Source organism: Limnobacter sp. SAORIC-580 (assembly GCF_013004065.1).
Lineage (GTDB): Bacteria > Pseudomonadota > Gammaproteobacteria > Burkholderiales > Burkholderiaceae_B > Limnobacter > Limnobacter profundi.
In genome coordinates this window covers 1,839,867-1,864,841 of record NZ_CP053084.1, presented here as the reverse complement: position 1 = coordinate 1,864,841, position 24,975 = coordinate 1,839,867, and the positions used below count along the sequence as shown (strand labels likewise).

Here is a 24,975-nt window from a genome sequence, read left to right as displayed (position 1 = left end):
TTGTTCCTGCTTATTGTTTGTTGTTTATTGCCTGTTTAGGGCTTTCTACCCAAATCGGTGAGCTCCAGGCGCGTTCCTGCTGGGTAATGAAACGGAAGTCTCCTCGGAAATTTCCAGGTTCACCTTCAATGCGACAACAACCTTCAAACCCCGCGAAACCACTTTGTGCGGAAAACAGGCCATTGCCGGGTTGTAGCGCCTCGCATTGCACGCCTTTGGCTGTACACATTTTTGTGGTCCAGCGACAGGAGTTGTTTTCAAGTGCGCGTGCATAGTAGCTGGCACCTGTGCTGGCCTGGTATTGGGTGTCATGAAACACCGCACACATTTGTTCCGGGCCTTGTTGCTGAATGCTGCAATCGGAATTGGGCTGCGGCGCGTTGGCATTCTCAGCCAGTTTCAAAACCTGCTGCCTCAGATCGCCATTTGAATCGGCCCAGGTTTTAATCAACTCAAGCCGTTGCAGGGGCACACCGGCTTCCTCGCCGCCCGGGTCTTGAATGGCGTAGGCCACAATGTAGGGGCCCTTGTTTTTTACTTCCAGCGTGCCGCCCATGGGCACACCTTCCACCAAACCTTCTTCGATCGGGCTGGCACCTGCGGCCAATTGTTCGCAAATATTGCTGGGGAAGGGCTTGCTTGATGCCAAGGTTCGAATGCGCATGCGCGAGCCCGAGGTGGCAAAAGTTTCTCGCCGTTTAAGGGCTGCGAAAATTTCCTTTCGTGTGTTTTCTCGCGCCCACACGCCCGCCAGTCCGCCCGGTGTGAAATTGGATGCCACCGGGTTGAAGACACGTTCTTCGCAGTTGTTGGGGTCTGCGGCCGATTCGGTGCTAAATGGCAATTTAAAGCCGGTGATGGAGTCGGTGGGCAATGGCCGCTGCTTGCATTCCCAGTTGCCCAAGGCCTCATTGGGTTCATCATCCAGCACACCGCCATGGCCCGAGTTTTTCGAGAATTTGGTTTTGTCGGTGTTGCCTGCGATGCCGTTGTGCGTATCGCTTGAGCCAATAAAACCATATTGATAAGGGTTCACCCCCAGCTTGCGTGCAATTGCACTGCCTTCCGGCAACACATTACGGGCGTAATCCAGTGGGGCTGTACAATCGGCCGGGGTTGAGCCGCCAATGTCGCTGCCCGTGCATTCGCTGGCAGCGTGAATGCTTTTGCCCGTGCCTTGTAGCCGGTTGACTTGGCAAAACAGCGGGTCGTTGGCAGTGCCCTTGCATACTTTGGCGCATTCTGCGGGGTCGTCTGAATTGCCTTTGCACAGGGTTTTCCATTCTTCAAATCCGCAACCCGATTCCTCGCCGCCAGTCAGTCCTTTGTTAAACCCGGTGATGCATTCGCTGGCCCCCTTGTGCTGAACAATCTCGAACAAACGGTCAAGGGTGTTGCGCAACGTGGCATCAGCCAACGTCAGTGTGGTGTTGTTTCTGGCCAATGGTAGGCCAGTATCCGGCTGGCGTACACGGGCAAAACGCCCATCGCTTTGGTTGGTGCTGTGGGGAATGGTTACAACATCACAACCCTCTACATCGAGGCATTCGGTTTTCAGTCGATCAAACAAACCCCATTCATCGTTGGTGTTGTCGGTGGTGGGAATGGGTGGAATTGAACTGATCACATCGGCTGGTACTTTGGTGCCTTCGAAAATGACATTTCGATGCAGCACCTGGCCGCCTTTGTTGGATGAGAATTCATAACCATTGAAGGTGGTGAATTTGCAGGGCTGGTTTTCAGCATTCGCGATAGCCTGTATTTCTTCCCAGGTTCGCGTGCTTGGCACCCGGCTGCCTGCACTGGTGACCAGTTGCAGGTACAAAGGCACATTGCCGGTAATGAACACAGAGACGTTGTCACGAATTACTTGCCCCAGGGCACTGCAAGCGGGGTTGGTGCCTGCCGGAACGTTTCCCTGCAGTTCGCAGATATTGGAAAAGGTACCCAGTTGTTCGGCATGTTCAGTGACGGCTGCAAAATCCAGTGGGCGGCCAATGTTAATTTGCCGCATGGGTGTATCCGGGTCTTCGCCGGATGGTAAAAATGCATTCTCACCTTTGGCAAATTGGTATGCTTCTCGAGGCCCATTGATTGAATTGAAGAAATAAGCGTCAAACGACAGTTTGGTGTGAATGTGTAAATCACCAAAAAAAGCCTGCTTCCTCACGCTGCTGCCCACACATTCCACATCTTCCGGGCGCTCTGCGGGGCTTACCGTAGTGGGTGTATCTGTTTGGGCCACATTGGTGTCGCTGGAGTTCAGGCAGGCCGAGAGGCTCAGTGCGAGAAGGGCCGGGATCAACAGGTGCGTTGGCAATAATCTGCGCACAACGGTGCAGTGTTTATACATAGCTGTGAATCCTTTCAAGCGTCCAGTACAGAGCCGCACCGCCAATACACAGCGTAAGGGCATATTGGGCAAAGCGTGTGAAATTGGGCAGGTGGGTTTTTTCGAGCAGGGTGAATGTTGTGGCCAGCACGGTGACGATCCACAATTGGCCAATCTCGATACCCAGATTAAAAAGCAGCAAGGTGCTGAGAAGGGCGTCTTCCGGGAACCCCCGCTCTTCCATTGATAGGGCAAAGCCCGAGCCATGTAAAAGGCCAAAGGCAGCGATCAATAGCAGGTGAGACCAATTCGTTGGTTGAGCAGGTTCTTTTCGCACCAGTTCCCAGGCAAGCCACAAGACGCTCAGTGCAATCCAGGCCTCGATCGCGCGAGTGGGCACTGCGATCCAGCCTAACACCAGCAAAGCCAGGGTCAGGCTGTGCCCCACGGTAAACAGTGTGAATTGCCCAATCAATTGCTTTGTATTTTGCTTCCGTTTTTTCCAAAGCAGGTAAAGCCCAGTAACAAACAATACATGGTCCAAACCAAACACAATGTGTTCAATTCCGATGCTGAGATATTCCAGAGGCGGTGTTCTTTGGGTGTCGGTTCCCAATGAAATACTGGCCTGTTTCGGTGTCAACACTGCGTGAACACGCTGACCTTGCTTTGGGCTAGCAAGAACAATGAGGTCGGGTGCAAGGCGGGTAAATCCGTTTGCAATAATTTCATGTTCAGCTAATGCGCTGCTGCAAAAGAAATTGCCGCGTTGTATCAGTTCTGTGTTGCCTTCCCACTCCGTGCTGACATCGCGCAATTCACAGACTGGCGCAAATTGAAAATCAATCGGAGGTATTTTGTCGTCTGAACCCACAGTGCGTTTGAATACAAACTGACCAGTTCCAGAGGCGCTTTCATGCACAATCAATGCAGAAGTACCCATCTCATGTGCGTAGCCATTTTCTCCTGCACCCAGTAAACCGATGCAGAGCGCCCATGCAACAAGCAGCCTGTTCATGGTGCTTCCTTGATGGTGTAGGTGGCGCGCAAGGCAGCCAGACCTGCGTCGTTCACCGCCTCACGTTGGGCTGCAATCAGGTCGGACCGAAGTTGATTGCCTGCTTCTTCAAGCGTCATGGTGCGGCCCGCATTTTTCTGGTGCACCTTGAACAGGTGTACCCCAAGTGGCGATTGCACCGCTTGCGACCACTCGCCAAGGGGCAAGTCAAAAATTGTGTCACTGGTGGCAACACCAAATTCTTTGGTGATTCTTTCCCGGCTCAGTAACTCAGAACCTGTTTGCAAGGGAAAGGGGTCAGAAATGATTTGCTGGCCAGCAAGCAGGTCGTTGCGAGCAAGGCCTGCCTGATATATTGCTTCGTCACCACGTTTGCCGCGGCTAAAGAAATGGTGATCAAACACAATGGTTTGCTCGGTTTGATAGCGTTGTGCGTTTTGATCCAGCCAGGTTTGAAGTTGCGCTTCGGTGGGGGGGGCAATCGGAGTCATGTCCTCCAACAGGAAGCGCATTTTTTGCACGACGCGACGCTTTACAATCAAATCGTCTTTTTCCAAACCCAACTTCAAGCCTTCCCGGTAAAGAATTTCTTCATCGATGTAGGTGGCCATGGCTTGTTCGTAGCTTGCAGTACCCATGGCCTGCGCGCCGCTTTGCAGGACCTGCTCGCGTACGAAAGCACGTTGTGCCTCGGTCACCACCAGTTCATTGTTGGCTGCCTGCTCGCCGCTGCGCCATTCCAGAATGCCGATCAGAATGGCCACTGCAACGAATCCAAGTACGGAATAGGAGGGTTTCATGGCCTGTTCATTTTATGTAACGCCATACACCCGTGGGCATATTGGCCAGGAGGGGTTTCAAAAGCTTCCAGGGATAGCCCGGCACCACGCCCACGCTGCGGCGTTTCTCAATGTGATTGACCATTTCCCGGGCTGCCTGTTCCGCTGACACCAAAAATGGAAACTTGTCCATGTCATCCACAATTTCGGTTTTTACAAAGCCTGGGAGAATTTTGGTGAAATCGATTTTGTATTTTTTCAGTTCGATCGCTGCGGCATCCAGGTACATTGAGAATCCGGCTTTGGTTGCACAATAGGCAGCTTGCTTTGGAATAGGGGTCAGCGAAGCCAGCGAGGAAATACCCACCACATGACCCCCACCGGCTTGTTTAAACCACTCTACGGCAGCATTCACGGTGGCGATCGCGCCCAGCAAATTGGTTTGCATCAATCCCAACTCGTCATTCAACTGACCCTTGCCTATGCCGGTTAATTTGTTTACACCAGCGTTCACGATGACCACATCAACCTGGTTTAAATGACTGAACAGGGTGTGCAATGCTGGCCCCACAGCGTTTGTGTTGTTGACATCAAGTTCAATGATCTCGACTTGTAAATTCTGGCAGCCAGGCAGCAGTGCGATTTCGGCACGCAGCGCGTCAAGTTTGTCCAGCCTGCGTGCAGCCAGGCCAAGGTTGCAACCCCGTTGTGCAAATTCAAGGGCCAAGGCTTTTCCAATACCCGATGAGGCCCCTGTGATAACCACTGTTTTGCTCAAGCTGCTTTCTCCATGTGTTTTGGTGGCAATGCAGTCACCGCCACGGTCAATGCCCTGCGCTCCACACGGGGCAGGTTAAGGCGCAGAATATGTTCCGCGTTGTGTTGTTTCAGCCAGGTGCGTACATCGTGTTTGTCGCTGTCTGCCATGTGGGCATAGCAATCCAGGGCGCGTTGCATCATCCAGATCATGTAGGGAAGGGCGCCGCGTTTGAAGGGTTTTCCGCCCATGGTGGTCGTCACTTCGCCAATGCGTCGGGGCAGGCGTTGATTCAATCCGTTTTGCTGCGCATGCTGCGTGGCCAACTCGCCAACCTGTGCCACCATTGGTATGAATTCTTCGAAGATCGATTTGAAAATCGGATTCAAGCTTGCAGGAATTTCATCGTTGCCCAACAGGAGTTTGTCGGCATGCACCGCTGGGTTTTTCATGCGTTCCAGCCAGGCATTCAAATGGGTTCTTGGTTCTATCAATTCGCGTTTGGGCCAGGGGTCACGGCCCAGGTGGCCATACATGGTGCCCACCAAACCGAAGTCGCCCAGGCTTGGGCGCTCGCCCAGTAAAAATGGCAACTGCTCGAAATGCCGGTTCAATGCGTCGAGCATGTGTACTGTCCATTCATTCATGGTGTTGTATTGCTCGGGTACTATTCCAACGAATGGCAACATCCCACGCAGCATTTTTGCCGGGCGTTGAGCCGCTTTGTTCTGTAAAAAACGAGGAGCCCATGGCAACAAGGCTTTCCCCGCATCTTGTTCAAACAAGGCGAAATTTTCCGGGTAGTTCCAGCGTGTATGCATGGCAATTGGCACCCACCATTCATCGCCCCAAGCTTCCAGTAAAGTGGAGGCAAATTCCTGTACAGGGGTATTGGGTGTCACCGGGTTCATGTGATGCAGCGACTCAATGTAGTCAATGATCTCGCTGGTGTCCTGTATCCATTCGCCTGAGGGAGTTTTCAACACTGGCATTACAGCCGCACCGGTTTTTTTCTTGATGGTTCGGGTCAACGTAAACAGGTTGACTGCCTTGAGTACATGGTCAACTTGTTTATAGCGCAAATAGCAAAGCGCCTTGCCTGTGAAATAGGACAAGTGCCAGCCATACAGAGTGTAGGTTTGTCTCATGTGACCCTTGTGTGCGGGTTTCGAATAATTGATTAAAACATTAATATTTACACTGTGTCAATTTCTTTGAATGTGTGGCACACTGTATTCAGAGTTAACCTTGTAGCACTTGAAAATGAACTTACGCGCAATTCAGGAAAAAAGGCCTTACCTTGGCAAGGAAGATCGGCGAAAGTCGCTGCTGAATGCAGCCGCTGAACTGGTTGAAGAAGCGGGTTGGGGCGTGTTGAACATGAGTGCACTGGCCGACAGGGCCGGTGTAAGCCGGCAGTTGGTGTATCAACATTTTCCGAATCTGGAAAGTTTGTTGGGTGCCGCTGCGTGGGCTATTTTCACCGACACCATGCAAGGTACCGCGCTGGCAATTACCAGCAATCCCAACGACATCAAATTGGCCATACGTTCTGCAGTGTTTGTTTCTCTGGACATGCCGGTGGGCAAGGGCGACGCGCTGTGGCAGTTGATCGCCGGTTCCGGTTTGAATTCGCCCGAGCTTGAAACCATTCGTTTGGGAATTCGAGGCGTCATTTTGAAGTTGTGGGTTCCAACCATGCGCAAAGCCAAAGGTCTGGATCAAGCCGCAGCCACTGGCCTCGTCTGGATGGTTATTCTCTCGTTTTGGGGAATTCGCCAGTTGATTCGTGATGGTGTGGTGTCTCGTGAGCAAGGCATCGCACAGTTTGACGCGCTCCTTGATCGCTTGATTTAGTCGCTTGTTTTATAACTGGGCTCTTATTTCAACAGTTGCTCAACGCTGCGCTGAAGAACTTTCTTGGCTGCGTTCACGCTAAGCTTTTGATCTCGACGAAGTCGCAACCAGGTCTCAATACTCAGTACCAAATCAAACGCCTCAAACAGGGCTTTGTCTTTAACCATTTCGCCAGGTAGAAAGGCCTTGAGCAGGTGGCGTTGTAGTTCAACGGTGCTGGCTTGCCTGTCCCGCAGGTATTCGGATTCATGCAAGTGCACCAGGCTCGCAGCTTGCAGCGGGGCCAGTTTTTCAAACATGGCTGCACGGCGTTCAATGGCATGCATCAGTTTCTCATGCAGGCTATTGCCTACCACCGGGGTGGCCAGTACCGGGGCAACAATGGCGTCCACTTCGCTGGTCATTTCCCTGTACAGGGTTTCCATGTCTTTGAAATGCCTGAACACGGTTCGCAGGCCCACCCCGGCACGTGCTGAAACCATTTCCGCTGTGGGCGCTGGGTGGCCCTCTCTAATCAGTTCAATCAGTGCCTGAACAATCTGTTTTCTATTGGCTTGTCCGCGTGTGGTGCGACCGTCTACTTTCACCATGTTCTACTTGTCATTGTTGTGGGTGTGCTAATGGGCAAGCCCTTGATTCTTGCCTCTATCGGGCATGTTACAGGTTTGCTCAAGGCTGTGCCCAGTTCGGGAAAACACGCGTTTATTTCTTGTTGGGTTGAGAGCTCAAGTGCCTGATATCGATTTCTCAACCGCTGGTAACGCCAGGCACGGTAACGTTGTGTGGGTATTTTGAACTGTACACCTTGACTGCTGAACTTGAATTGACGCGCCCCTTGTTCAATGGCCAGTTCATTGGCTTGCATGTAAGGTAAAAATTCAGTGCCAATGATGTTTAGCAATGGGGTCAATTCTACTGGCCATTGTGTTGTCAAAGGCGCGTTGTTGTGGTCAGCCAGTTTGGTATTCCACAGCCGCGCAACCCATTCGTGCACGGCCGGGGCGCGAGTCCGCATGATTCGCGCTGGTGTGGGGTCGCAGAAAAAATGCCGGAACATGCTGCCATACAGCCCATAGTCGGCCAATGTTGGGCGTTGGCCAAGAACGAATGGTTGCTTCTCAAGCACTGTCTCAAGAGCATCCAGTGTTTCAAGGTAATGTGCTTCAACGCGTTTCGCAGTGCTTTTCCGCACGCCATCAAGCCATAAAAAGTGCAGTCGCTGTCGATTTAAAATGGCCCAGCGTCGCATGAAAAAGGGCAGTGGTACATCACGCATCATGCCATCTGCAAGGCGGTGGCTCATCAGTCGGGCGTCCTGAGCGTGGGCCCAGCGATAGTAAAGTGCCGGCCTCCACAGCCATTCATCGCCAAAGTCCTCCAGCAACAGTGCAAGGAATCGGATTGTGGCATTTTCAGGCATGATCGATGTTTCTGGTTTCAGAGTTTCCAGAAACTCAATAATCAATGTTGTGTCGCTTAGCCATTGACCATCAAGCCATTCCACCTGAGGCATTTGAGCCACACCCGTGGCTTTGCCACAACGTTTGAAATCGCCAGTGTCCATTTCAATCAGTTCGTAGGGAATTTGTTTGCCGCGCAAGTAGGCTTCCAGCTTTCCTGTGAAATAAGAAAGATCCAGACCATGAACTTTCAAAACTTTTGGCATTGCCATGTGTTCGACTCCTTGAGATTCGAATTTCTTTTGTATATAGTGACACAAATAGTGTCACTAGTTAAGAAATAGAACAAAAGACACATTCAATTCAAATAGGGGACAAGCATGACGCAGCACAGTGATGATCAAAACGATGACAGCAATTCAGAAGGCTTGTCCCCCAAACGCTTGAAACGGCGCGCATTCCTGTCGGGCCTTGCTGTGGGTGCAGCCACTGTGGGTGTGGCTGCCACTGGCGCGCATGTGGCCAACACCAAAGCACGTGCATTGATGACACCCAAAGCACTGCCTGAAGGCGAGGCTGCACAGGTGGCCTTGTCTTTCCAGGATTCCCGGCCCGCCACTGCCAGCAAAGCAAAGGCAAAAGAAGGCGCACCCAATGTGGTTGTCATTTTGCTCGACGACTGTGGATTCTCCGATTTGGGTTGTTACGGCAGTGAAATAAAAACACCCGCCATCGATACCTTGGCAAAAACCGGTTTGCAGTACACCAACTTTCGCACCTGCTCCATGTGTTCGCCCACACGGGCCTCGTTCCTCACTGGTTTGAATCACCATTCTGCGGGCATGGGTTGGCTGGCCGACATTGATGCGGGTTACCCGGGTTATCGAGGTGATTTAACGCACGAGGCGGCCACTTTGGCTGAGGTGTTGCAAGCGGCAGGGTGGTCCACTTTTCTGAGTGGAAAGTGGCATTTGAACAATGCGCACACCACCGGTGCAAACGGGCCTTACGACAATTGGCCCACGCAACGCGGTTTTGATCGGGCTTATTGGTTTCAAGGGCACTCCACCGATTATTTCAAACCCTCGGAACTGTTCGACGGCATCGCGCCGGTTGAACCGCCCGACACGCCTGACTACTTTGTATGTGACGACCTCACCGACCGTGCCATTACCTACATTCGTACCCAGCAGGCACTTGAGCCAGGGCGGCCTTTCTACCTGCATTTGGCCTATCCAGGGCCCCATTCGCCTTTGCAGGCTCGTGCCCGTGAAAGGGATGCCTACAAAGGCCAGTATGACAAAGGATGGGATATCGTTCGCGCCGAAAGACTTGCCCGACAAAAAGCGCTGGGTGTCATGCCCGACACAGTTGAGCTACCTCCACTTTCTTTTGGTTCAGACAGTTGGGACAAGTTGCCTGAAGCGCATAAAAAAATTACCGCCCGTTACATGGAAGTGTATGCCGGCCTGATGAGCAATATGGACGCCAACATTGCGCGTTTGATGAACAGCCTTGAAGAACTGGGGGTTCGTGAAAACACAATTGTGGTGCTGTTCTCTGACAATGGCGGTTCGCCCGAGGGTACCCCTACTGGCACGCCCAATGTGTTCGCACCTGCGTTTGGTCGCCCAATTCCTGTTGAAGAGGCCTCGCAGTTGTACGAGGTACTGGGCGAAGAGGGGACTTATCCTCACTATCCGATGGGCTGGGCCAGTGCATCAAATACTCCCTTCAAAATGTACAAGCAGTATGCGCACCTGGGTGGTGTGGCCGACCCTCTGATTGTGAGTTGGCCCAAAGGTATTGCTGCGCAAGGCGAATTGCGCGACAACTTTGTACATGTGGTGGATTTGTTCCCCACCTTGCTGGAGGCCACTGGGGTTGAACGCCCAACCGTGTACAAAGGGCAGCCTCAAAAACCCATTGAAGGCCAAAGTGTGTTTCCAACATTCAGCAAACCCGAAAGCCCAACCCGAAGCGAGCAGTATTTTGAGTTGGGTGGCCACCGTGCTTACATGGAGAACAATTGGCGCGCTGTGGCGCGCCACACGCGTGGAAAACCTTTCGAAGACGATGTGTGGGAACTGTACGATTTAAGCAAAGACCCCGCTGAGGGCACAGACCTGGCGAACCAGTTCCCAGAGGTCGTGGAACGCCTGAAAAGCAAATGGTTACAAGCGGCGCAACAGTACAATGTGTTGCCACTCGATGATCGCAATTTGGTACTTCGTTTGGTTCAGGACAGGCAAGAAAAAGGATTGCGAGCGCGTTGGGATTTTTACCCGCCCGTTGAGCGTTTGGCGCGCGATGTGGCGCCCATTGTGTGTGGTTTGTCGCACACCATTGAGCTTGAATGTGAACGCAGCAATGTTGCGGGCGATGGCGTGTTGCTGGCCCAGGGAGCCAAATATGCAGGTTGGGTGCTTTACATTCAAAATGGCAAGCTGTGTTATGAACAAAGCCTGGTGCCTTATGTAGAGCGAATGGAATCGAGCGGTGTTTTGCCCGAGGGTAAATTGAAGATCAGGTATCAGCAGCGCATGACTGGCCGCCCTTTTGATGGAGAGGGTGCTTTGTTTGTGAACGGCCAACAGGTGGCCAGGCACACCTTCAAGCGCGTGCTGTTTTCAACCAGTTACGATGGTTTTACCGTGGGTTCTGATCTGGGCAACCAGGTATCAACCCGCTACAAAGGCCCCAATCCTTTTCAAGGCAAGTTGGGCAAGGTGACAATTGATGTGGACACCAGTAAAGTCAATCCGGTCGAAATGTTGCGCTTCTTAAGCCAAATGGGATTGAATGTCTAGGCACTGCAAAATGCTCTCGGGTGGCGAGTTTCGAATGGGCTCGAATCGCCACTATCCCGAGGAACGCCCCGAGCGCGCAGCTCGGGTGTGTGAATTTGCAATTGATGTTTTTCCTGTGCGCAATTCAGATTTTGCAGAATTTGTGGAGGCCACACGGTACCTCACCCTGGCCGAACGCCGGGGGCATTCCCACGTGTTTCAAATGACCGAGGGCCCTGTGCCTTTGAACAATTCTGACCTGTGGTGGAAAGCGGTGCCGGGTGCGTGTTGGCACGACCCAAGCCCTGGCACTGAATTGCCTGGCGATTTCAACGAGCACCCTGTGGTGCATGTGGCCCTTGACGATGCAAAGGCCTTTGCTGCGTGGGCGGGTGGGCGCTTGCCCACAGAAGCTGAATGGGAGTTTGCGGCGCGCGGCGGTTTGCGCAATGCCCAATTTGCCTGGGGCGATGAATTTGCACCAGATGGCCAGCGCATGGCACAGGTGTGGCAAGGCGCATTTCCATGGTATTACGCCCCCGGTGGTAAACCCGGCACGGTTCGGGTTGGGCAATTCCCTGCCAATGGCCACGGCTTGCACGACATGATAGGCAATGTGTGGGAATGGACCCAATCAGGATTCATCGAGCCCGCCACCTGTTGTTCATGCAGTCCACAGCAAGATTGGAACACTCTGTTTGCCCTGAAAGGCGGCTCGCACCTGTGCGCTGCGGAATATTGCTTGCGTTACCGGCCAGCTGCGCGCATCGGAGTTGCAGGGGCCAGCAGCACCTCTCACATTGGTTTTCGTTGCGTTTACGACGCATCACCCAAGTAAGCTGGGAATCTTTTTCAGGAGCAGGTTCGGCGAATTTGGACAGGTGGATAAAAGATGAGAGCTCTGCTTTTTGGGTCAATAATGTTGGTCAGGAAAGGAAAAATCATGAGTCGCAGACCACGCAGAAACCACTGGCCTGAGTTTAAAGCCGAGGTGGCGCTAGAGGCAGTTCTAGGCGAACAACCACTTGCCGAGCTTGCCCAGAAATACGATGACCACGCCACCTAAATTGCCCAGTGGAAAGCTGAATTGCTGCAAGCTGCTTCCACAGCATTTGGTGCCACTAAACCCGCCGAATCCACAGTCGTTGTGAAAGTTTTGCATGCAAGAATTGGCGAGCTGACATCGGAGAATGATTTTTTAGAAAGTGCGCTCATCAAGGTGGGTTTGCTGAGCTCAAAGCGATGATTGATACAAACTACGAATTTTCGATGAGCGAACAGGCCAAGATTCTTCGCATCGCCCGATCTGAGTGCTGTGCATATCACCTACCTTCCGATGAAACGCGGCTTTCTGTAACTGCTGTGCCTAGTCATCTATTGGTGCAGCAGGAAAGTGCTCAGTTGGAGGCTGTCGAACACCATGCATCTTGATTTCTGTGTCGAAGCGGTTCGAGAAGCGATCACCAAATACTGCAAGCACGAGATCGTCAAACCCGATCAGGGCACTCAATTCACCAGTTTGGAGTTCACTGAAATGCTAAAGGGCCACGATATTCAAATCAGCATGGATGGCAAAGGTTGTTGGCGCGACAACGTGGTGATTGAGCGATTCTGGCGCACAGTGAAATACGAGGAGGTTTACCTTCGGGCCTACGAAACAACCTCGGAGGCAAGAAAATATTTGCACGAGTACAGTGCGTTTTACAATACCGGTCGAGGCCACCAGGCTTTGGAGTACAAAACCTCAGGCGAGGTGTATTTCATCAACAAAGTGCGGCATTGGTCGCTTAACCCGCAGGACTGGATCTTTATTATAAATCCACGAAAACTGTCCGACTAAACAAGACCTGCTCCGTTCTACTTTCAAGCCCGTTTTAATACTTGCATATCAAATTATGGACATTTGGTTGGTCAACCAATATAATTCCAATCATTATCAAATGATGTTCCGATCAAATAGTATAAGCAGCCTAAGGAGTTCAGCATGAAAGCCGTACCTATCCGACCTCGCAAGGTTTCCTTTGACGTTTCGGCAGTGCAGCGTCACTGGAATGGTGGTGATCCAGTGCTAACTAGGTTTTTCGATGCTTTGTCGGTGCATTTTCCCGAGGGCGAGCGCTTTTTTATCCAATCAGTGCGCCACTTTCAGGATCAGGTGAACGAATCTCGTCTTCGAGAGGATATTCGTCACTTTATTCGTCAGGAAGGGCAACATGGCATCATTCACGATCGCTTTAACGATGTAATGGCCGGGCAAGGGATAGATGTCGAGCGGGTCACCACAAATCTGCGGCGTTTTATTCGAACTTCTCAAAAGTACCTTCCGAAAAAATATCAGTTGGCGATGACCGCTGCATTCGAGCATTTCACCGCCACGCTGGGTGAGGCCATGCTACGGGAAGACACTGACATGCTTCGCGAGGCCGATCCGGTTATGCGGGCGATGTTTCTCTGGCATGGTGTGGAGGAGGTTGAACACAAGGCAGTGGCCTATGATCTTTATCAGACCGTAGCTGGAGGTGGATACATGATGCGCGTCTCTGCGCTAGTGACAGCAATGTTGATAATGCATGTGGTGGTGGCGCCTGTCTTTATCAATATGCTGCGTCTGGATGGTGTCTTGACAAAACCCGGCGTGGTAGCGCGTGGACTAAATCGGTTGTACGGGCGTAGAGGAGTTGTCACTTGTATGATGCCAGAATTTCTTGCGTGGTTTCGACCCGGGTTTCATCCTTGGGAAACCGGTATGCCAGAGAAGGTGGCCGCTTGGCTGGAAGAATATGGTGAACATGGTGATCCAATGCGCGCGTCCGCAGCAGTCTACGGTGACCTCGCTGTCAAGGAGGTCGTGTGAATGAGCATGATCAAGCCGTCCTCGGGTACTGCAAAGTCATCCTCAGAGTTTCATAGCCATACACCTGGGCGGCATTGTGGTAGTTCTGCGATTCGGGATTTGCTGGAGTTTCATGGTCTGACTATGACTGAGGCCTGTTGCTTTGGTCTTGGCGCTGGGCTTGGCATTACGTATGTTGAGGTGCCAGGGTCGTCAACGCCATTTATCGTTCATGTTCGCTCCATGGGATTCGAGGAGAAGGTATTCTCGACTTTGGGCGTGCCATTTGCCTGGGATGTTTTCGAGGACAAAACGCGGGCGAGCGACGCCCTCAATGTAGCTTTGCTGAGCGGGCGTCCAGCATTGTTACTCACGGACATCTTTCACCTCCCTTATTTCAACAGTAAAACCCACTTTCCGGGGCATGCTATCGTTGCCTGGCAAATTGATCCGCTGCGTAGTCAGGTTTTCGTCAGTGACACCGAGCGACCTGGTCTAATACCAGTGCCTCTAGAAAAGCTTGCTGACTCCCGCTTCTCCACTTCGGAACCCTTTGTACATTATGGCAACATGTATGCTCCGTTGCGTATTGACGCAGAAGTATCCCCTTTGAGCATTCGACGGGCTATCTTTGACAATGCTTCCAGCCTGATGCGGGGTAATCGCCATAGCGGGCTGGCGGCTCTGAATACTTGGATTGCAGAGTTGGCGCGCTGGGCGGCTGATCCGAACTGGCGTTGGAACCTGAGATTTGCTTATCAGGTGATCGAGAAGAGAGGCACGGGTGGTTCAGGCTTTCGCACTATTTACTCGGAGTTCCTGGAGGAGGCGCAGATTCATTTACCTCAGGTGGAGCGTGGCGGGTTGGTTCGGAAAATGCGTGCTTCGGCAGCAGCGTGGTCAGATTTGGCAGCAGTGCTTAAAGCGGGTTCCGAGGCTTCTGTATTTCCCCATGAGAAAATTGAAGCTGCGATAAATCATGTTCTCATTAATGAGCATTGCTACGTAGAGAGCGCGCTCTCCATTTTTCCAGAATCTTGACCAAGTAATGTGGCCGGCTTTGCTCAATGGCCTGAACAAGAGTAGGTATCTTGGAGGTAACGCTGAATGATTGATCGATATCTTGAAATGGCAAAGAGTTTTTTCGGTGCTTCACACCCACTGTTCAATACACTTGGTGTGGAAGTAGAGGAAATTTGCGGGGGTAAGGCTGTGATGACCATCTGTCACCAGAAGTTTTTGACAGGTCGCAACGGTAGTATGCATCGTGGCGTCATCGTGACTCTGCTTGATACAAATTGTGGTTTGGCAATATTCTCCAAACTCGGTGATATGAGGGCGATTGCTACAATAGATCTGCGAGTCGACTTCATCGCAGAGGCTGTGTCGGGAGACTCAGTAAGCAGTGAGGTGGAGTGCTATGCGATCAAGAATGATATTGCTTATGTTCGTGGCCGAGCAATAAATAATCGAGATGATCGGCTTTTGGCGACGGTGTCTGGGTCATTTGCTGTGGGTACACTTGGTCCAGGCTTTGATTCTTCTATGCAATAAAAGGCGGGCATTAATGGCTGATGTAGGTACAAAGCGTGTCGGTAATGACAGAGAAGACAAAGTTGCATTGTTAAATCCTGCACAAGCAAAACTGCTGGAAGACAATCCATTTGTAGGGTTTTTAGGAATGAAGCTGGTTAATTCGGCTGATGACGTAAGTTATCAGCTTTCATTCCGCGATCAGCATATGGGCAACCCTTTATTGCGTACCTTCCATGGTGGAATCTTGGCCAGTTTTGGTGAGATCAGCGCTGCTTTGCATGTTATAGGGATTCTTGATCTTAATAGCGAGCCTCAGTGCCAAAGTATGACCTTCGACTACTTGCGCCCGGCATTCGCCGGAACCATATGTGCGGTGCCTCAAGTCATCCGATCAGGCAAACGATTCATCATCACATCAGTAGAAATCTATCAAAATCAGACATTGGTGGCGATGGGCCGATTTATTTATACCCGATAGCTCGGCCCTGAAGAGAAAATTCTATCGACCGTGTTGAATTGCTCCCCAATCCGCAGCTTCTGTGTGGTTTGCGGCTGAGTAGTCTGAGGCGGTGATCTTGGGCCTCAGCGTTATCAAAGTGAGTTGGCAATACGCCTGTAATCATCGGGGGGTTGGCCAAACCAGCGCTTGAATGCACGCCTGAAGTTGGCGCTGTCGTGGTAGTTCAGCAGCACGGCAATTTCTTCGATCGATAGAGTAGTTTCACCCAAATAACTAGCCGCTTGATTGGAGAGAATTTCCTCACGAATTTTTCGAAAACTGGATTGCTCTTTCTTCAGCTTCCTCGCAAGGGTGCGTTTGCTCATTAAAAGAGTAGCGGCGGCTTCTTCCTCACTTAGTGTGCCGGGCGGACGGGATAACATCATTTTCTTAAGGCGGTTCTGATAGCTCGATGTCTGCGCTTGAAGTTGCTCTAGCAAGACCTCACAATGCTGCAAAGCAAGTTGATAGCTTTCATGATTGGCTGAAGCATTCGGCTCAAGACACAACGCCATCGGCAATCTGAGTGTTAACTGTTCGCGGCAGAAATCAATTCGTCCGGAAAGATACTCTGCATAGATCGCTTGGTATTCAGGCGCTACATGGGTAAATCCAATCTCTGCCTCTTCCAAAGCACGGCCTAAAATAAATTCACCGAAATTAAGTAGCACAGTGACAATCAACTCTGCCACGCAACGAAGCAGATCGTTGTCCAGTTGTATCTTGAAGGTCACCCTACATTCAAGATTATCCTCAGTCTCATACAAACGCAGTTCGATAACACCAACACGAGTGGGCAGGAAAGTGTGTATGGCCTGAAATGCACTGAGCAGGTTCGGGCTGCTGGAGGCAGCAAAGCCCATCGTGCCATGAGTTGCCGGTGTCAAGCGTCTGCCCAGCCGCAGTCCGAATCCCGGTCGGCCCGACAACGCCAGTGCGTTGCGTAGAATCTGTATCTGCTGAGCCGACGTGATCAGACCGTTATCACTCAACAGCTGAGCGGCCCTAAGACCGGTACCTTGTAGTAATTCCGGCAATTGCCTAGCTGTTAGCCCGAGCTCACGCGCTATAAGCCGTGAGTAATTGGACGGAATATTCTTCACCGAGTCGACACTTGTTTTGGTGTGATGTGTCATTGAGAGGGCTCTTGTAAAATTAAATTGTCTCCAAATGACCTCTATTTTGTCAAGAAATGACCTCCTCTACATGAGGATGCATCAATAATATGATCACTCGTAGAGATAAAGGAGAAAAGCGTTGGGGAAGATTATTTTTGTTGAGCATAACAGCACCGAGCATGTCGCCAAGCTTGATGTGGGCTCTACTTTGATGCAAATTGCCGTCACCAATGCTGTGCCAGGCATTGACGGGGATTGCGGCGGAGAGTGCGCGTGCGGCACCTGCCACATTGTTGTTGACGGTCAATGGTTCAATAGAACCGGTGAGATCGCGGATGTCGAAGAGCAAATGCTATCCATGACACCGGAGCGGACTGACACTTCGCGTCTTGGTTGCCAGGTCAAGGTTACTGAAGAAATGGATGGCATGATTGTTTACTTGCCAGAATTCCAGATGTGAAAAAAGTGGAGCGATTTATGACAACGAAATCAAGCATGAGTGGCACGATTCAGACAAAGGTAATTAATGCTACGGCCAAAATCGTGCCCATGAACTTGCAGATTAGGGCGCTAAAAGTATTGATGAAGGCAAAGAGAAAAACTATTGGGCCTAAAACCCCTATGCTCCATTTTGTCGAATCCCCATTGCCTGACGTTACTACGCTTTCCATTGAGGAGATTGACGCCAGCAATCCGTTTCTTTACCGACAAGGCAAGTGCTCAGCCTATTTCAAGCGGCTGCGCGACGAGGCTCCAGTTCATTACCAGAAAAATAGCCCGTTCGGGCCATACTGGTCGATAACACGCTTCGATGATATTTTATATGTGGATAAGAATCATCAGTTGTTTTCCTCGGAGCCTCAAATCGTTCTGGGAGATCCCCCGGATGGTTTGTCCGTCGAAATGTTTATTGCCATGGATCCGCCTCGGCATGATAAGCAGCGACGGGCAGTTCAAGGCGTCGTGGCGCCTCAAAATCTGAGAGAAATAGAGGGGCTGATTCGTAGCCGTACCGGCGAGGTGCTTGACAGCCTTCCGCTGAATGAGCCTTTCAACTGGGTGCCCAAGGTATCGAAAGAACTAACCGCTAGGATGCTCGCAACCTTACTAGATTTTCCCTACGAAGAACGCCATAAGCTTGTGGGCTGGTCAGATCGATTATCGGGTGCGTCATCGGCAACAGGTGGTGAATCTACCAATGAAGATGTCATGTTTGACGATGCAGCGGATATGGCGTGGTCCTTCTCAACCCTTTGGCGCAACAAAGAAGCTGATCGAGCAGCCGGCGAAAAGGTTGGCTTCGACCTGATTAGCATGATGCAGAGTAACGAGGACACCAAAGACCTGATTAATCGTCCGATGGAGTTTATTGGTAACCTAGCGCTACTCATCGTCGGTGGCAATGACACCACACGAAATTCTATGAGTGGTGGCGTGCTCGCCCTAAATCGGTTTCCCGAAGAATTCGTTAAGCTTAAGGCAAATCCGGGGCTGATTCCTAATATGGTTTCGGAAATCATCCGTTGGCAAACCCCGCTTGCGCATATGCGTCGCGTTGCTACACAGGATGTCGAGCTGCATGGTCAGACCATCAAGAAGGGTGACCGTGTTGTGATGTGGTATGCATCAGGAAATCGTGACGAACGAAAATTTGAAAATCCCGATCAATTCATCATCGACCGTCATGATGCAAGAAATCATATGTCGTTTGGCTATGGCGTTCATCGTTGTATGGGTAATCGCCTTGCTGAACTTCAACTGCGCATTCTTTGGGAGGAGTTGCTGAAGCGTTTCGATGACATCGAAGTCGTTGGCGAGCCGGAGCTTGTTCAATCAAACTTTGTACGCGGCTATTCAAAGCTGATGGTGAAGTTGACGGAGAAGAGTAGATGAGCCATCAGGGCGGGCGAGCGTCAGAGCAGTTTGACTACGTGGTGGTTGGGGCTGGCTCGGCAGGTTGTGCGGTCGCTAACCGGCTGTCCGAGAGTGGTCTTTATTCCGTACTTTTGCTCGAGGCCGGACCAGAGAGTCGTCATAACCCCTTCGTGAATATACCTCTGGGATTCTTGCAACTCATGTTCAGCCGTCGTTACAACTGGCAGTTCAAGACTGAGCCGCAGCGGCATATGTATGGTCGTTCGTTGTTCCAGCCTCGGGGTAAGATGCTTGGTGGGTCGAGCGGCATCAACGCTCAGGTTTACATCCGTGGTCATGCTCAAGATTATGATGAATGGGAGAAACTGGGTTGTCAGGGATGGTCATACCAAGAGGTGCTGCCTTATTTCACGAAGTCGGAGAATTTCGAGCCGCCATTGAATCCGCTTGATGTGCCGTTCCATGGTCGGGGAGGTCCACTCAATGTTGCTGAACGCCGCTATACCAATCCCCTTAGTCTGGTGTTTGTTGAGTCTGCAAAGCAGGCTGGACACCGCCACAACAGCGACTTTAATGGCCATCATCAGGAGGGTGTAGGTTTCTACTACGCCTATCAGAAAAATGGTGCGCGATGCAGCAATGCACGCGCCTATCTTGAGCCGGCGTCAGGACGCCCGAACCTGACTGTACGAAGTGGTTCACATGTCACCCGAGTACTGCTCGAAGGGACACGTGCTGTCGGTGTGGAGTATCGGAGCGGGACGGGCCTAGTACAGATTCGAGCAGCGCGCGAGGTCGTACTCTGCGGTGGCGCGTTCAATTCGCCGCATCTGCTGATGTTATCCGGAATCGGTCCGCGTGAGGAACTTGACAGGCACGGCATTCAGGTGCGTCACGCGTTGGAAGGGGTGGGGCAGAATCTTCAGGACCATATCGACGTGTTTGTTCGTGCCCGGGCACGCACCCGTCTGGGTATTTCGATGCATCCAAGCTACTGGCTCAAGGGATTATGGGCCGTGCTGCAGTATCTGGCTGGTCGGCGCGGGGTGCTGTCCAGCAACGGCGCCGAGGCTGGCGGGTTTATCCGCTCCCGGCCGCAAGAGCCGATTCCCGATCTGCAGCTACACTTCGGGCCCATGCTGTACGCTAATCACGGACGGGACATTAAGACCGCAATGAGTGGTTATGGCTACATAGTCATGATCTATGGGCTTCGGCCTTTGTCACGGGGCCGAGTCGGTCTGCACAGCGCTGATCCCCATGCGGCACCGCTGATCGATCCCGCCTATTTGTCCGACCCCGCGGATGTTGAGCGACTTGTTCGCGGGGTGCGAATGGTGCGCGAGATTCTGGTACAGCCGGCCTTTGCGCCGCACCATGATGTCGAGGTTTCCCCCGGAGAGGCGCTGTTGTCGGACCAAGACCTCGCAGACTGGGTGCGGCGCAGCGCTGAATCGGCATATCACCCGGTCGGTACATGCAAAATGGGCGTCGATTCGCTGGCAGTGGTGGACCCGCGTTTGCGAGTGCATGGCGTGCAGTGTCTGCGGGTGATCGACGCGTCGATCATGCCGACCTTGGTGGGTGGCAATACCAATCAACCGGCGACCATGATCGGCGAGAAGGGCGCCGCGATGATGCTTGAGGATGCCGCGACATCCGGCGCCTGAAAAAACTTTCCCATAAATCAGTCTGAGAGAGGCCATGGCGAATAAATCGCAAGAGGTGACAGTCATCGTTGGGAGTGGGCATGCAGCAGGTGCGCTTTTGGCCGCCTTGCTGCGAGGCAGGTACCAGCATGAGGTGGTGCTGATCGGTGAAGAACCACATCCACCGTACCAGCGACCACCTCTGTCGAAGAATTATCTGGCCGGTGAGGTTGAGCAGGAATCACTGTACCTGAAGCCACGCTCGGTATACGAAAATGCAGGTTATCAATTGCGGCTCGGTGTGCGTGTCGATCAGATCGACCGAGACAGCAAGACGGTCAGATTATCCGATCACAGTAAGATCAAATACGACCGCCTTGTCCTGGCCACTGGCTCACAGGTTCGGCGCCTGACGTCGCCGGGGGCCAAGCTGAAGGGCATTTATTATTTGCATGACATGGCTGACGCGGATGCCCTGCGTGAGGTGCTCGTTCCGGGCAAACGTCTGGTTATAGTCGGCGGCGGTTTCGTCGGCCTTGAGGTCGCCGCCAGCGCAGTCAAGAAGGGTGTCCATGTTACGGTGCTGGAAGCTGCCGGGCGTCTGATGCAGCGGGTTACCGGGCCGGAGATGTCCGCTTTTTTTTATGCCAGACATCGTGATGCCGGGGTGGATGTACGACTGGATACAGGGGTGACCGGGTTCGAAACCGGGGATCACGGGTTTGTTGCCGGGGTCCGGTTGGCCAATGGCGACACGGTGTCGGCGGATATCGTGCTTGTTTCGATTGGCGTCATACCAGATACCGCACTGGCAGAGGCCGCCGGCCTGACCTGCGATGGCGGTATTCTCGTCGATGAGTTTACTCGCACCGATGACCCCGCCATTCTGGCGATCGGAGACTGCACACGCCATCGCAATCTTTTTTTTGAAGACAGACTACGGCTGGAGTCGGTAGCGAATGCTGTTGATCAGGCGCGTACTGCCGCAGCAGTATTGATGGGTGAGGACAAGCCCTACGATAGCGTGCCGTGGTTCTGGTCGAATCAGTATGACATTCGTCTGCAGATGGTCGGCTTGTCACAAGGCCATGATCAGCGTGTCATGCATGGTAGCCCGGCGGATAAGGGATTTGTGGTGTTCTACTTGCGCGACGGCTGCGTCATCGCGGTAGACGCGGTAAATTTGCCAATCGCTTTTATGGTCGGAAAGCAGCTGGTTCAGCGACGTATGATTTTGAATACTGAACTATTGAGCAATCCGGATGCGGATCTAACATTGCTCCTAATAGCTACCTAACGAAATTTTGAACCGCTCTGAGATTTGTGAGACTCCGTTGTTTGACACAATGGTGCCATCATCAGCAAACCCGAATTCAAATTCGCCCCTGAGCTTTGCAGGCGAGCAGTTCGCATGACAAGGGAAGTCTGCAAAGATTGGTTCAATTGCCATCGACTGATGGTGCCTCTGATAGACTTTTCTCCCGACGCAGATTTAAGTACGATCAACGAATCGGTTAGTAGGCGGAATATACCTGCACTTATGCAAATTGGCCTCAACGAAAACCGGGACTGTTCAACATTTCAGTAAATAATATGTTAACTAGTAAGACAACATATGAATGTAAGCCGAATCCCAATCCGAATTGTACAAGTGTTAACGGTTGTTTTCTGTTTCCTACTGTTCGCCTGCACCTCCGATTCCAATGACAGCGAAAACCCCGCTAGCACCGGGGGTGTAACTGCATCAAGTGAGTCGACGAGAACCGTCTTGATGTTGGGCACCCGGTCAAGTCAGTCCAGACCGGTGCAAGTGATTGAGGCAAATGAGGGTCAATGGACTAGTTATGAGCGCGCCGAAGATTTCCCATCAACCGTAACTTTGCCCAAAGGCTTTATTCGCATGCGCGATGGCATTGAACTGGCCTACACAGTCACTTTGCCTGCAAACGAATCTGCTCAACCCATTCCCGCTGAAACGTATCCCGCCATTTTGATACAAACCGCTTACAACAAGGCGGCGGGTGCATTTGTGCCTGCGATCGGGGGAGCTGATCCATTTATGGTGAAGCGAGGTTACGCCACAGTCGTTGTTGATGTGAGAGGTACGGGTAATTCACAGGGCGTTTGGGATGCGTTCGGGGAGAAAGAGCAGGGTGATTATTCCGAGGTTGTAGATTGGGTGATTTCTCAACCGTGGAGCAACCAAACAGTGGGTGTGTACGGAGTCTCTTATTTGGGTATCAGCGCGATTTTAACGGCTGCGAAAAATCACCCTGCGGTTAAAGCTGCGTTTCCAATAGTGCCGATTGGTGATGGTTACCGAGACATTGTGTTCACTGGAGGACAAGTCAACCCGACCTTTATACCGCTATGGATGGGGTTGGTGACCGGGCTTGGCGTGGTGCCGTTTGATGCTTTACAAACGGACCCGGCCCGGGGGATTGAGTTGTTGGTGTCGCACCTATTGAATGGGGTTGTTCAATTTCAGGTGCCAACAATTCTCAAGGCGCTTTTGGGCGAAAATGAAACAGCATTTGATGGTGAGTTTTGGAAAACCCGTTCTCCGCTTGAACAGGCTGACAACATCAAGGTGCCCACTTTCATCGTGGGCGGCCTTCGTGACCTCTTCCAACGAAGCGAGCCCATGTGGTTTGAGCAGTTAAAGGGCCAAACCACAGCCAAACTATTGATAGGGCCTTGGACGCATATTGAATCTGCCGGAATTCCAAGCGATGGGTTGCCTCGTGACGGGGTTCCTACTTTGCAACAAATTCAGTTGATGTGGTTTGATCAGTACTTAAAAGGCATGGATGTAGGCGCGGACAAGTTGCCCAACGTGACACAGTATGTGCTGGGGCATGAAAAATATGTGACAGCCAGTGATTGGCCTCATCCAGGTGTCCAGGCCACCGAGTTTTATCTGCGTGGCGACAAATCGTTGAAGCCAGAACCAGCAGAAGCGATGGAGGCATCCAGTGTGATTCTCCAGGCGCCGCTTTTCGGTCTTTGTTCCTCTTCGACCAGCCAGTGGACAGCAGGGGCTCTTGGTTTACTTCCGATTTCTTGCAACACGGAGGACACCTTCAATCAGATTCCATCGGCCAATTTCAGAACGCCGGTACTTACTGAGGATCTTTATATCAATGGACCGATCGCCGCAGATGTTTGGATTACCACCACAGGCCGGGAGGCTGCATTGTCGGTCCGTCTATCTAGTTATGATCCAGCAACCGGTCGATCAAAATCAATCAGCAATGGATTGCTAACGGCATCACATCGGGCCGTGGATGACACAAAATCCAGGTTTATGAACGGTCTGCGAATTCAGCCGTGGCATCCATTTACTAAAGAGGCCGTGTTGCCAGTACAGCCTGGTGCACCAATGTTGTTGCCAGTAGAGATTTTCTCGACCGCAGCAGTTATACCCAAAGGGCATCAACTTCAGGTGTCGATCAATTCAAGTAATTTGCCGCAAGGTTTGCAACCAGTGCCGCAGTTGCTCGGTGGTTTATTGGGTGCAATCAATATATTGAATAGCGACGAGCATCGTTCAAAGATTGTGTTGCCTGTTGTACCAACAAGTGCATTGAGCCAATGAGCCATCTTTCGTACACTAATTACTGAACTGACAGAGGGAGGTTGGGGATGACTGCAAGGCGTCTAATTGTTGCCTCCCTTTTGTTGGTTTTTCATGCTTTGGCTTTGGGCGAATCAGTTCTATCTGTGTCTATCCCTGCACCCAACGATGCGCAGCTTAATGCCCATGTTTATCCTCCCTCATCAAAAACTTGTAAAGGTGTTGTCGTGGTTTCGCATGGCGCAGGTGGCAATGAGCGAGGGTATTCCTATCTCGGTGAGTTTTTTGCATCAAGCTCTTTTTTAACCGTGATTCCAACCCATCGTCTGAGCGACAAATCGGCATTGACCCGTTTGCGAAAAGACCATGGGCTTGAGGATGGTTTGATTCAATTGACTACCAATTCAAAGGCCTATAAAGAGCGACTCGTCGACATTGGTATTGCCAAATCGTGGGCAGAGAAAAAATGTGATTCGGGGTTTTCGGTACTGTTGGGGCATTCGATGGGAGCAGCCACTGTGATGTTGGAGGCTGGCGCTAAAAACTTGATGGACTTAAGCGGTGAGGATCGATTCGATGCTTATATTGCACTCTCACCTCAAGGAGAGGGTGCAATTTTTAATGCGAAATCATGGAGTCCAATACAAAAGCCTTTGCTATCAATAACAGGGACAAGGGATGATGAATTGAGCGGTAATTCGTGGAAACACAGGACACAGCCTTTCAAGAATATGTCCGCCGGGTGCAAATGGTTGGCTGTCATTGACGATGCAACGCATTTGAATTTTGCAGGACTGGGTTTTTCATATCGGACTGAGAAATACACTATAGAGGTGATTGATGCTTTCCTGGCAGGTATTAACAAGGGGTGTAGAGCCCCGACATCGTTGAAGTCGCTTCAGGGGCTTTATCTCTTCCTGGAAAGTGATTTGTAGTGGTCCCGATCTGACTCGATA

At 51.7% G+C, this 24,975-nt stretch carries 21 protein-coding genes and 1 pseudogene; 14 read left to right on the top strand and 8 right to left on the bottom strand.

The genetic code is table 11. The features are described from left to right. Positions 1-10 precede the first annotated feature (10 nt). The 5 genes from HKT17_RS08685 to HKT17_RS08665 are packed head-to-tail and all read right to left on the bottom strand — an operon-like array spanning position 11 to position 6,034. Positions 11-2,353 (bottom strand): DUF3604 domain-containing protein, encoded by a 2,343-nt coding sequence (locus HKT17_RS08685; protein ID WP_171099337.1) that lies wholly within the window; start codon positions 2,351-2,353, stop codon positions 11-13. After that, positions 2,346-3,350: a HupE/UreJ family protein gene (locus HKT17_RS08680; protein WP_171099335.1), complete on the bottom strand. Its 1,005-nt coding sequence runs from the start codon at positions 3,348-3,350 to the stop codon at positions 2,346-2,348. Before HKT17_RS08680 ends, HKT17_RS08685 begins: the two co-directional genes overlap by 8 nt. Further along, entirely contained in the window at positions 3,347-4,150 is an 804-nt protein-coding gene (locus tag HKT17_RS08675) for a peptidylprolyl isomerase (RefSeq protein ID WP_171099333.1), read from the bottom strand. Before HKT17_RS08675 ends, HKT17_RS08680 begins: the two co-directional genes overlap by 4 nt. Positions 4,151-4,157: 7 nt before the next feature. Continuing rightward, positions 4,158-4,907 (bottom strand): SDR family NAD(P)-dependent oxidoreductase, encoded by a 750-nt coding sequence (locus tag HKT17_RS08670; RefSeq protein WP_171099331.1) that lies wholly within the window; start codon positions 4,905-4,907, stop codon positions 4,158-4,160. Further along, entirely contained in the window at positions 4,904-6,034 is a 1,131-nt protein-coding gene (locus HKT17_RS08665; protein ID WP_171099329.1) for a glutathione S-transferase family protein, read from the bottom strand. The genes HKT17_RS08670 and HKT17_RS08665 overlap by 4 nt, the downstream gene beginning before the upstream one ends. A gap of 115 nt (positions 6,035-6,149) precedes the next feature. On the opposite strand from HKT17_RS08665, the gene HKT17_RS08660 reads away from it, so the two are divergent. After that, entirely contained in the window at positions 6,150-6,743 is a 594-nt protein-coding gene (locus HKT17_RS08660) for a TetR/AcrR family transcriptional regulator (RefSeq protein ID WP_171099327.1), read from the top strand. A gap of 23 nt (positions 6,744-6,766) precedes the next feature. Here HKT17_RS08660 and HKT17_RS08655 read toward each other — a convergent pair whose 3' ends face one another. Both HKT17_RS08655 and HKT17_RS08650 read right to left on the bottom strand, forming a co-directional pair. After that, positions 6,767-7,333 (bottom strand): TetR/AcrR family transcriptional regulator, encoded by a 567-nt coding sequence (locus HKT17_RS08655; RefSeq protein ID WP_171099325.1) that lies wholly within the window; start codon positions 7,331-7,333, stop codon positions 6,767-6,769. Beyond that, entirely contained in the window at positions 7,327-8,415 is a 1,089-nt protein-coding gene (locus HKT17_RS08650; protein ID WP_171099323.1) for a glutathione S-transferase family protein, read from the bottom strand. The genes HKT17_RS08655 and HKT17_RS08650 overlap by 7 nt, the downstream gene beginning before the upstream one ends. Before the next feature lie 108 nt (positions 8,416-8,523). Here HKT17_RS08650 and HKT17_RS08645 point away from each other — a divergent pair, with 108 nt between their 5' ends. The 7 genes and pseudogenes from HKT17_RS08645 (at position 8,524) to HKT17_RS08615 (ending at position 15,779) form a co-directional block, all read left to right on the top strand. After that, positions 8,524-10,953, top strand: a complete 2,430-nt coding sequence (locus tag HKT17_RS08645) for an arylsulfatase (RefSeq protein ID WP_171099322.1) — start codon at positions 8,524-8,526, stop codon at positions 10,951-10,953. Continuing rightward, on the top strand, positions 10,946-11,770 hold the full coding sequence (locus tag HKT17_RS08640; protein ID WP_105029259.1) for a formylglycine-generating enzyme family protein: 825 nt from the start codon (positions 10,946-10,948) through the stop codon (positions 11,768-11,770). Before HKT17_RS08645 ends, HKT17_RS08640 begins: the two co-directional genes overlap by 8 nt. A 105-nt stretch (positions 11,771-11,875) precedes the next feature. Further along, positions 11,876-12,772: pseudogene (locus HKT17_RS08635) on the top strand (DDE-type integrase/transposase/recombinase). A 144-nt stretch (positions 12,773-12,916) separates the two neighbouring features. Continuing rightward, positions 12,917-13,786, top strand: a complete 870-nt coding sequence (locus HKT17_RS08630) for a metal-dependent hydrolase (RefSeq protein ID WP_105029258.1) — start codon at positions 12,917-12,919, stop codon at positions 13,784-13,786. After that, positions 13,787-14,806 (top strand): BtrH N-terminal domain-containing protein, encoded by a 1,020-nt coding sequence (locus HKT17_RS08625; RefSeq protein ID WP_205882398.1) that lies wholly within the window; start codon positions 13,787-13,789, stop codon positions 14,804-14,806. It abuts the gene before it with no gap. 66 nt (positions 14,807-14,872) lie between these two features. Further along, the gene (locus HKT17_RS08620; protein WP_205882397.1) at positions 14,873-15,319 is read left to right on the top strand and encodes a PaaI family thioesterase; all 447 of its coding nucleotides are present in this window, start codon (positions 14,873-14,875) and stop codon (positions 15,317-15,319) included. Between the two features lie 13 nt (positions 15,320-15,332). Then, the gene (locus HKT17_RS08615) at positions 15,333-15,779 is read left to right on the top strand and encodes a PaaI family thioesterase (RefSeq protein ID WP_105029256.1); all 447 of its coding nucleotides are present in this window, start codon (positions 15,333-15,335) and stop codon (positions 15,777-15,779) included. A gap of 113 nt (positions 15,780-15,892) precedes the next feature. On the opposite strand, the gene cypR is transcribed toward HKT17_RS08615, so the two are convergent. After that, the gene (cypR, locus tag HKT17_RS08610) at positions 15,893-16,936 is read right to left on the bottom strand and encodes a transcriptional regulator CypR (RefSeq protein ID WP_105029255.1); all 1,044 of its coding nucleotides are present in this window, start codon (positions 16,934-16,936) and stop codon (positions 15,893-15,895) included. Between the two features lie 121 nt (positions 16,937-17,057). On the opposite strand from cypR, the gene HKT17_RS08605 reads away from it, so the two are divergent. From HKT17_RS08605 to HKT17_RS08580, 6 genes are all read left to right on the top strand, one after another. Then, positions 17,058-17,378, top strand: coding sequence for a 2Fe-2S iron-sulfur cluster-binding protein (locus HKT17_RS08605; protein ID WP_105029254.1), 321 nt, complete (start codon positions 17,058-17,060; stop codon positions 17,376-17,378). Positions 17,379-17,395: 17 nt separating this feature from the next. Beyond that, positions 17,396-18,811, top strand: a complete 1,416-nt coding sequence (locus HKT17_RS08600; RefSeq protein WP_105029889.1) for a cytochrome P450 — start codon at positions 17,396-17,398, stop codon at positions 18,809-18,811. After that, a complete protein-coding gene (locus tag HKT17_RS08595; RefSeq protein WP_105029253.1) occupies positions 18,808-20,463 on the top strand; it encodes a GMC family oxidoreductase in 1,656 nt (551 codons plus the stop codon). The genes HKT17_RS08600 and HKT17_RS08595 overlap by 4 nt, the downstream gene beginning before the upstream one ends. 34 nt (positions 20,464-20,497) lie before the next feature. Next, entirely contained in the window at positions 20,498-21,739 is a 1,242-nt protein-coding gene (locus tag HKT17_RS08590; RefSeq protein WP_105029252.1) for an NAD(P)/FAD-dependent oxidoreductase, read from the top strand. Positions 21,740-22,342: 603 nt separating this feature from the next. Next, complete coding sequence (locus tag HKT17_RS08585) at positions 22,343-24,040, top strand: CocE/NonD family hydrolase (RefSeq protein WP_240605722.1); 1,698 nt, start codon at positions 22,343-22,345, stop codon at positions 24,038-24,040. A 47-nt stretch (positions 24,041-24,087) separates the two neighbouring features. Continuing rightward, positions 24,088-24,954 (top strand): alpha/beta hydrolase family protein, encoded by an 867-nt coding sequence (locus HKT17_RS08580; RefSeq protein WP_105029250.1) that lies wholly within the window; start codon positions 24,088-24,090, stop codon positions 24,952-24,954. Positions 24,955-24,975 lie beyond the last annotated feature (21 nt).

Coding starts and splice junctions, on each gene's coding strand:
- HKT17_RS08625 (WP_205882398.1), top strand. CDS start 13,787: ATGAGCATGATCAAGCCGTCCTCGGGTACTGCAAAGTCATCCTCAGAG.
- cypR (WP_105029255.1), bottom strand. CDS start 16,936: ATGACACATCACACCAAAACAAGTGTCGACTCGGTGAAGAATATTCCG.
- HKT17_RS08655 (WP_171099325.1), bottom strand. CDS start 7,333: ATGGTGAAAGTAGACGGTCGCACCACACGCGGACAAGCCAATAGAAAA.
- HKT17_RS08660 (WP_171099327.1), top strand. CDS start 6,150: ATGAACTTACGCGCAATTCAGGAAAAAAGGCCTTACCTTGGCAAGGAA.
- HKT17_RS08640 (WP_105029259.1), top strand. CDS start 10,946: ATGTCTAGGCACTGCAAAATGCTCTCGGGTGGCGAGTTTCGAATGGGC.
- HKT17_RS08650 (WP_171099323.1), bottom strand. CDS start 8,415: ATGGCAATGCCAAAAGTTTTGAAAGTTCATGGTCTGGATCTTTCTTAT.
- HKT17_RS08620 (WP_205882397.1), top strand. CDS start 14,873: ATGATTGATCGATATCTTGAAATGGCAAAGAGTTTTTTCGGTGCTTCA.
- HKT17_RS08665 (WP_171099329.1), bottom strand. CDS start 6,034: ATGAGACAAACCTACACTCTGTATGGCTGGCACTTGTCCTATTTCACA.
- HKT17_RS08590 (WP_105029252.1), top strand. CDS start 20,498: ATGGCGAATAAATCGCAAGAGGTGACAGTCATCGTTGGGAGTGGGCAT.
- HKT17_RS08595 (WP_105029253.1), top strand. CDS start 18,808: ATGAGCCATCAGGGCGGGCGAGCGTCAGAGCAGTTTGACTACGTGGTG.
- HKT17_RS08685 (WP_171099337.1), bottom strand. CDS start 2,353: ATGTATAAACACTGCACCGTTGTGCGCAGATTATTGCCAACGCACCTG.
- HKT17_RS08585 (WP_240605722.1), top strand. CDS start 22,343: ATGCGCGATGGCATTGAACTGGCCTACACAGTCACTTTGCCTGCAAAC.
- HKT17_RS08615 (WP_105029256.1), top strand. CDS start 15,333: ATGGCTGATGTAGGTACAAAGCGTGTCGGTAATGACAGAGAAGACAAA.
- HKT17_RS08675 (WP_171099333.1), bottom strand. CDS start 4,150: ATGAAACCCTCCTATTCCGTACTTGGATTCGTTGCAGTGGCCATTCTG.
- HKT17_RS08580 (WP_105029250.1), top strand. CDS start 24,088: ATGACTGCAAGGCGTCTAATTGTTGCCTCCCTTTTGTTGGTTTTTCAT.
- HKT17_RS08600 (WP_105029889.1), top strand. CDS start 17,396: ATGACAACGAAATCAAGCATGAGTGGCACGATTCAGACAAAGGTAATT.
- HKT17_RS08680 (WP_171099335.1), bottom strand. CDS start 3,350: ATGAACAGGCTGCTTGTTGCATGGGCGCTCTGCATCGGTTTACTGGGT.
- HKT17_RS08630 (WP_105029258.1), top strand. CDS start 12,917: ATGAAAGCCGTACCTATCCGACCTCGCAAGGTTTCCTTTGACGTTTCG.
- HKT17_RS08645 (WP_171099322.1), top strand. CDS start 8,524: ATGACGCAGCACAGTGATGATCAAAACGATGACAGCAATTCAGAAGGC.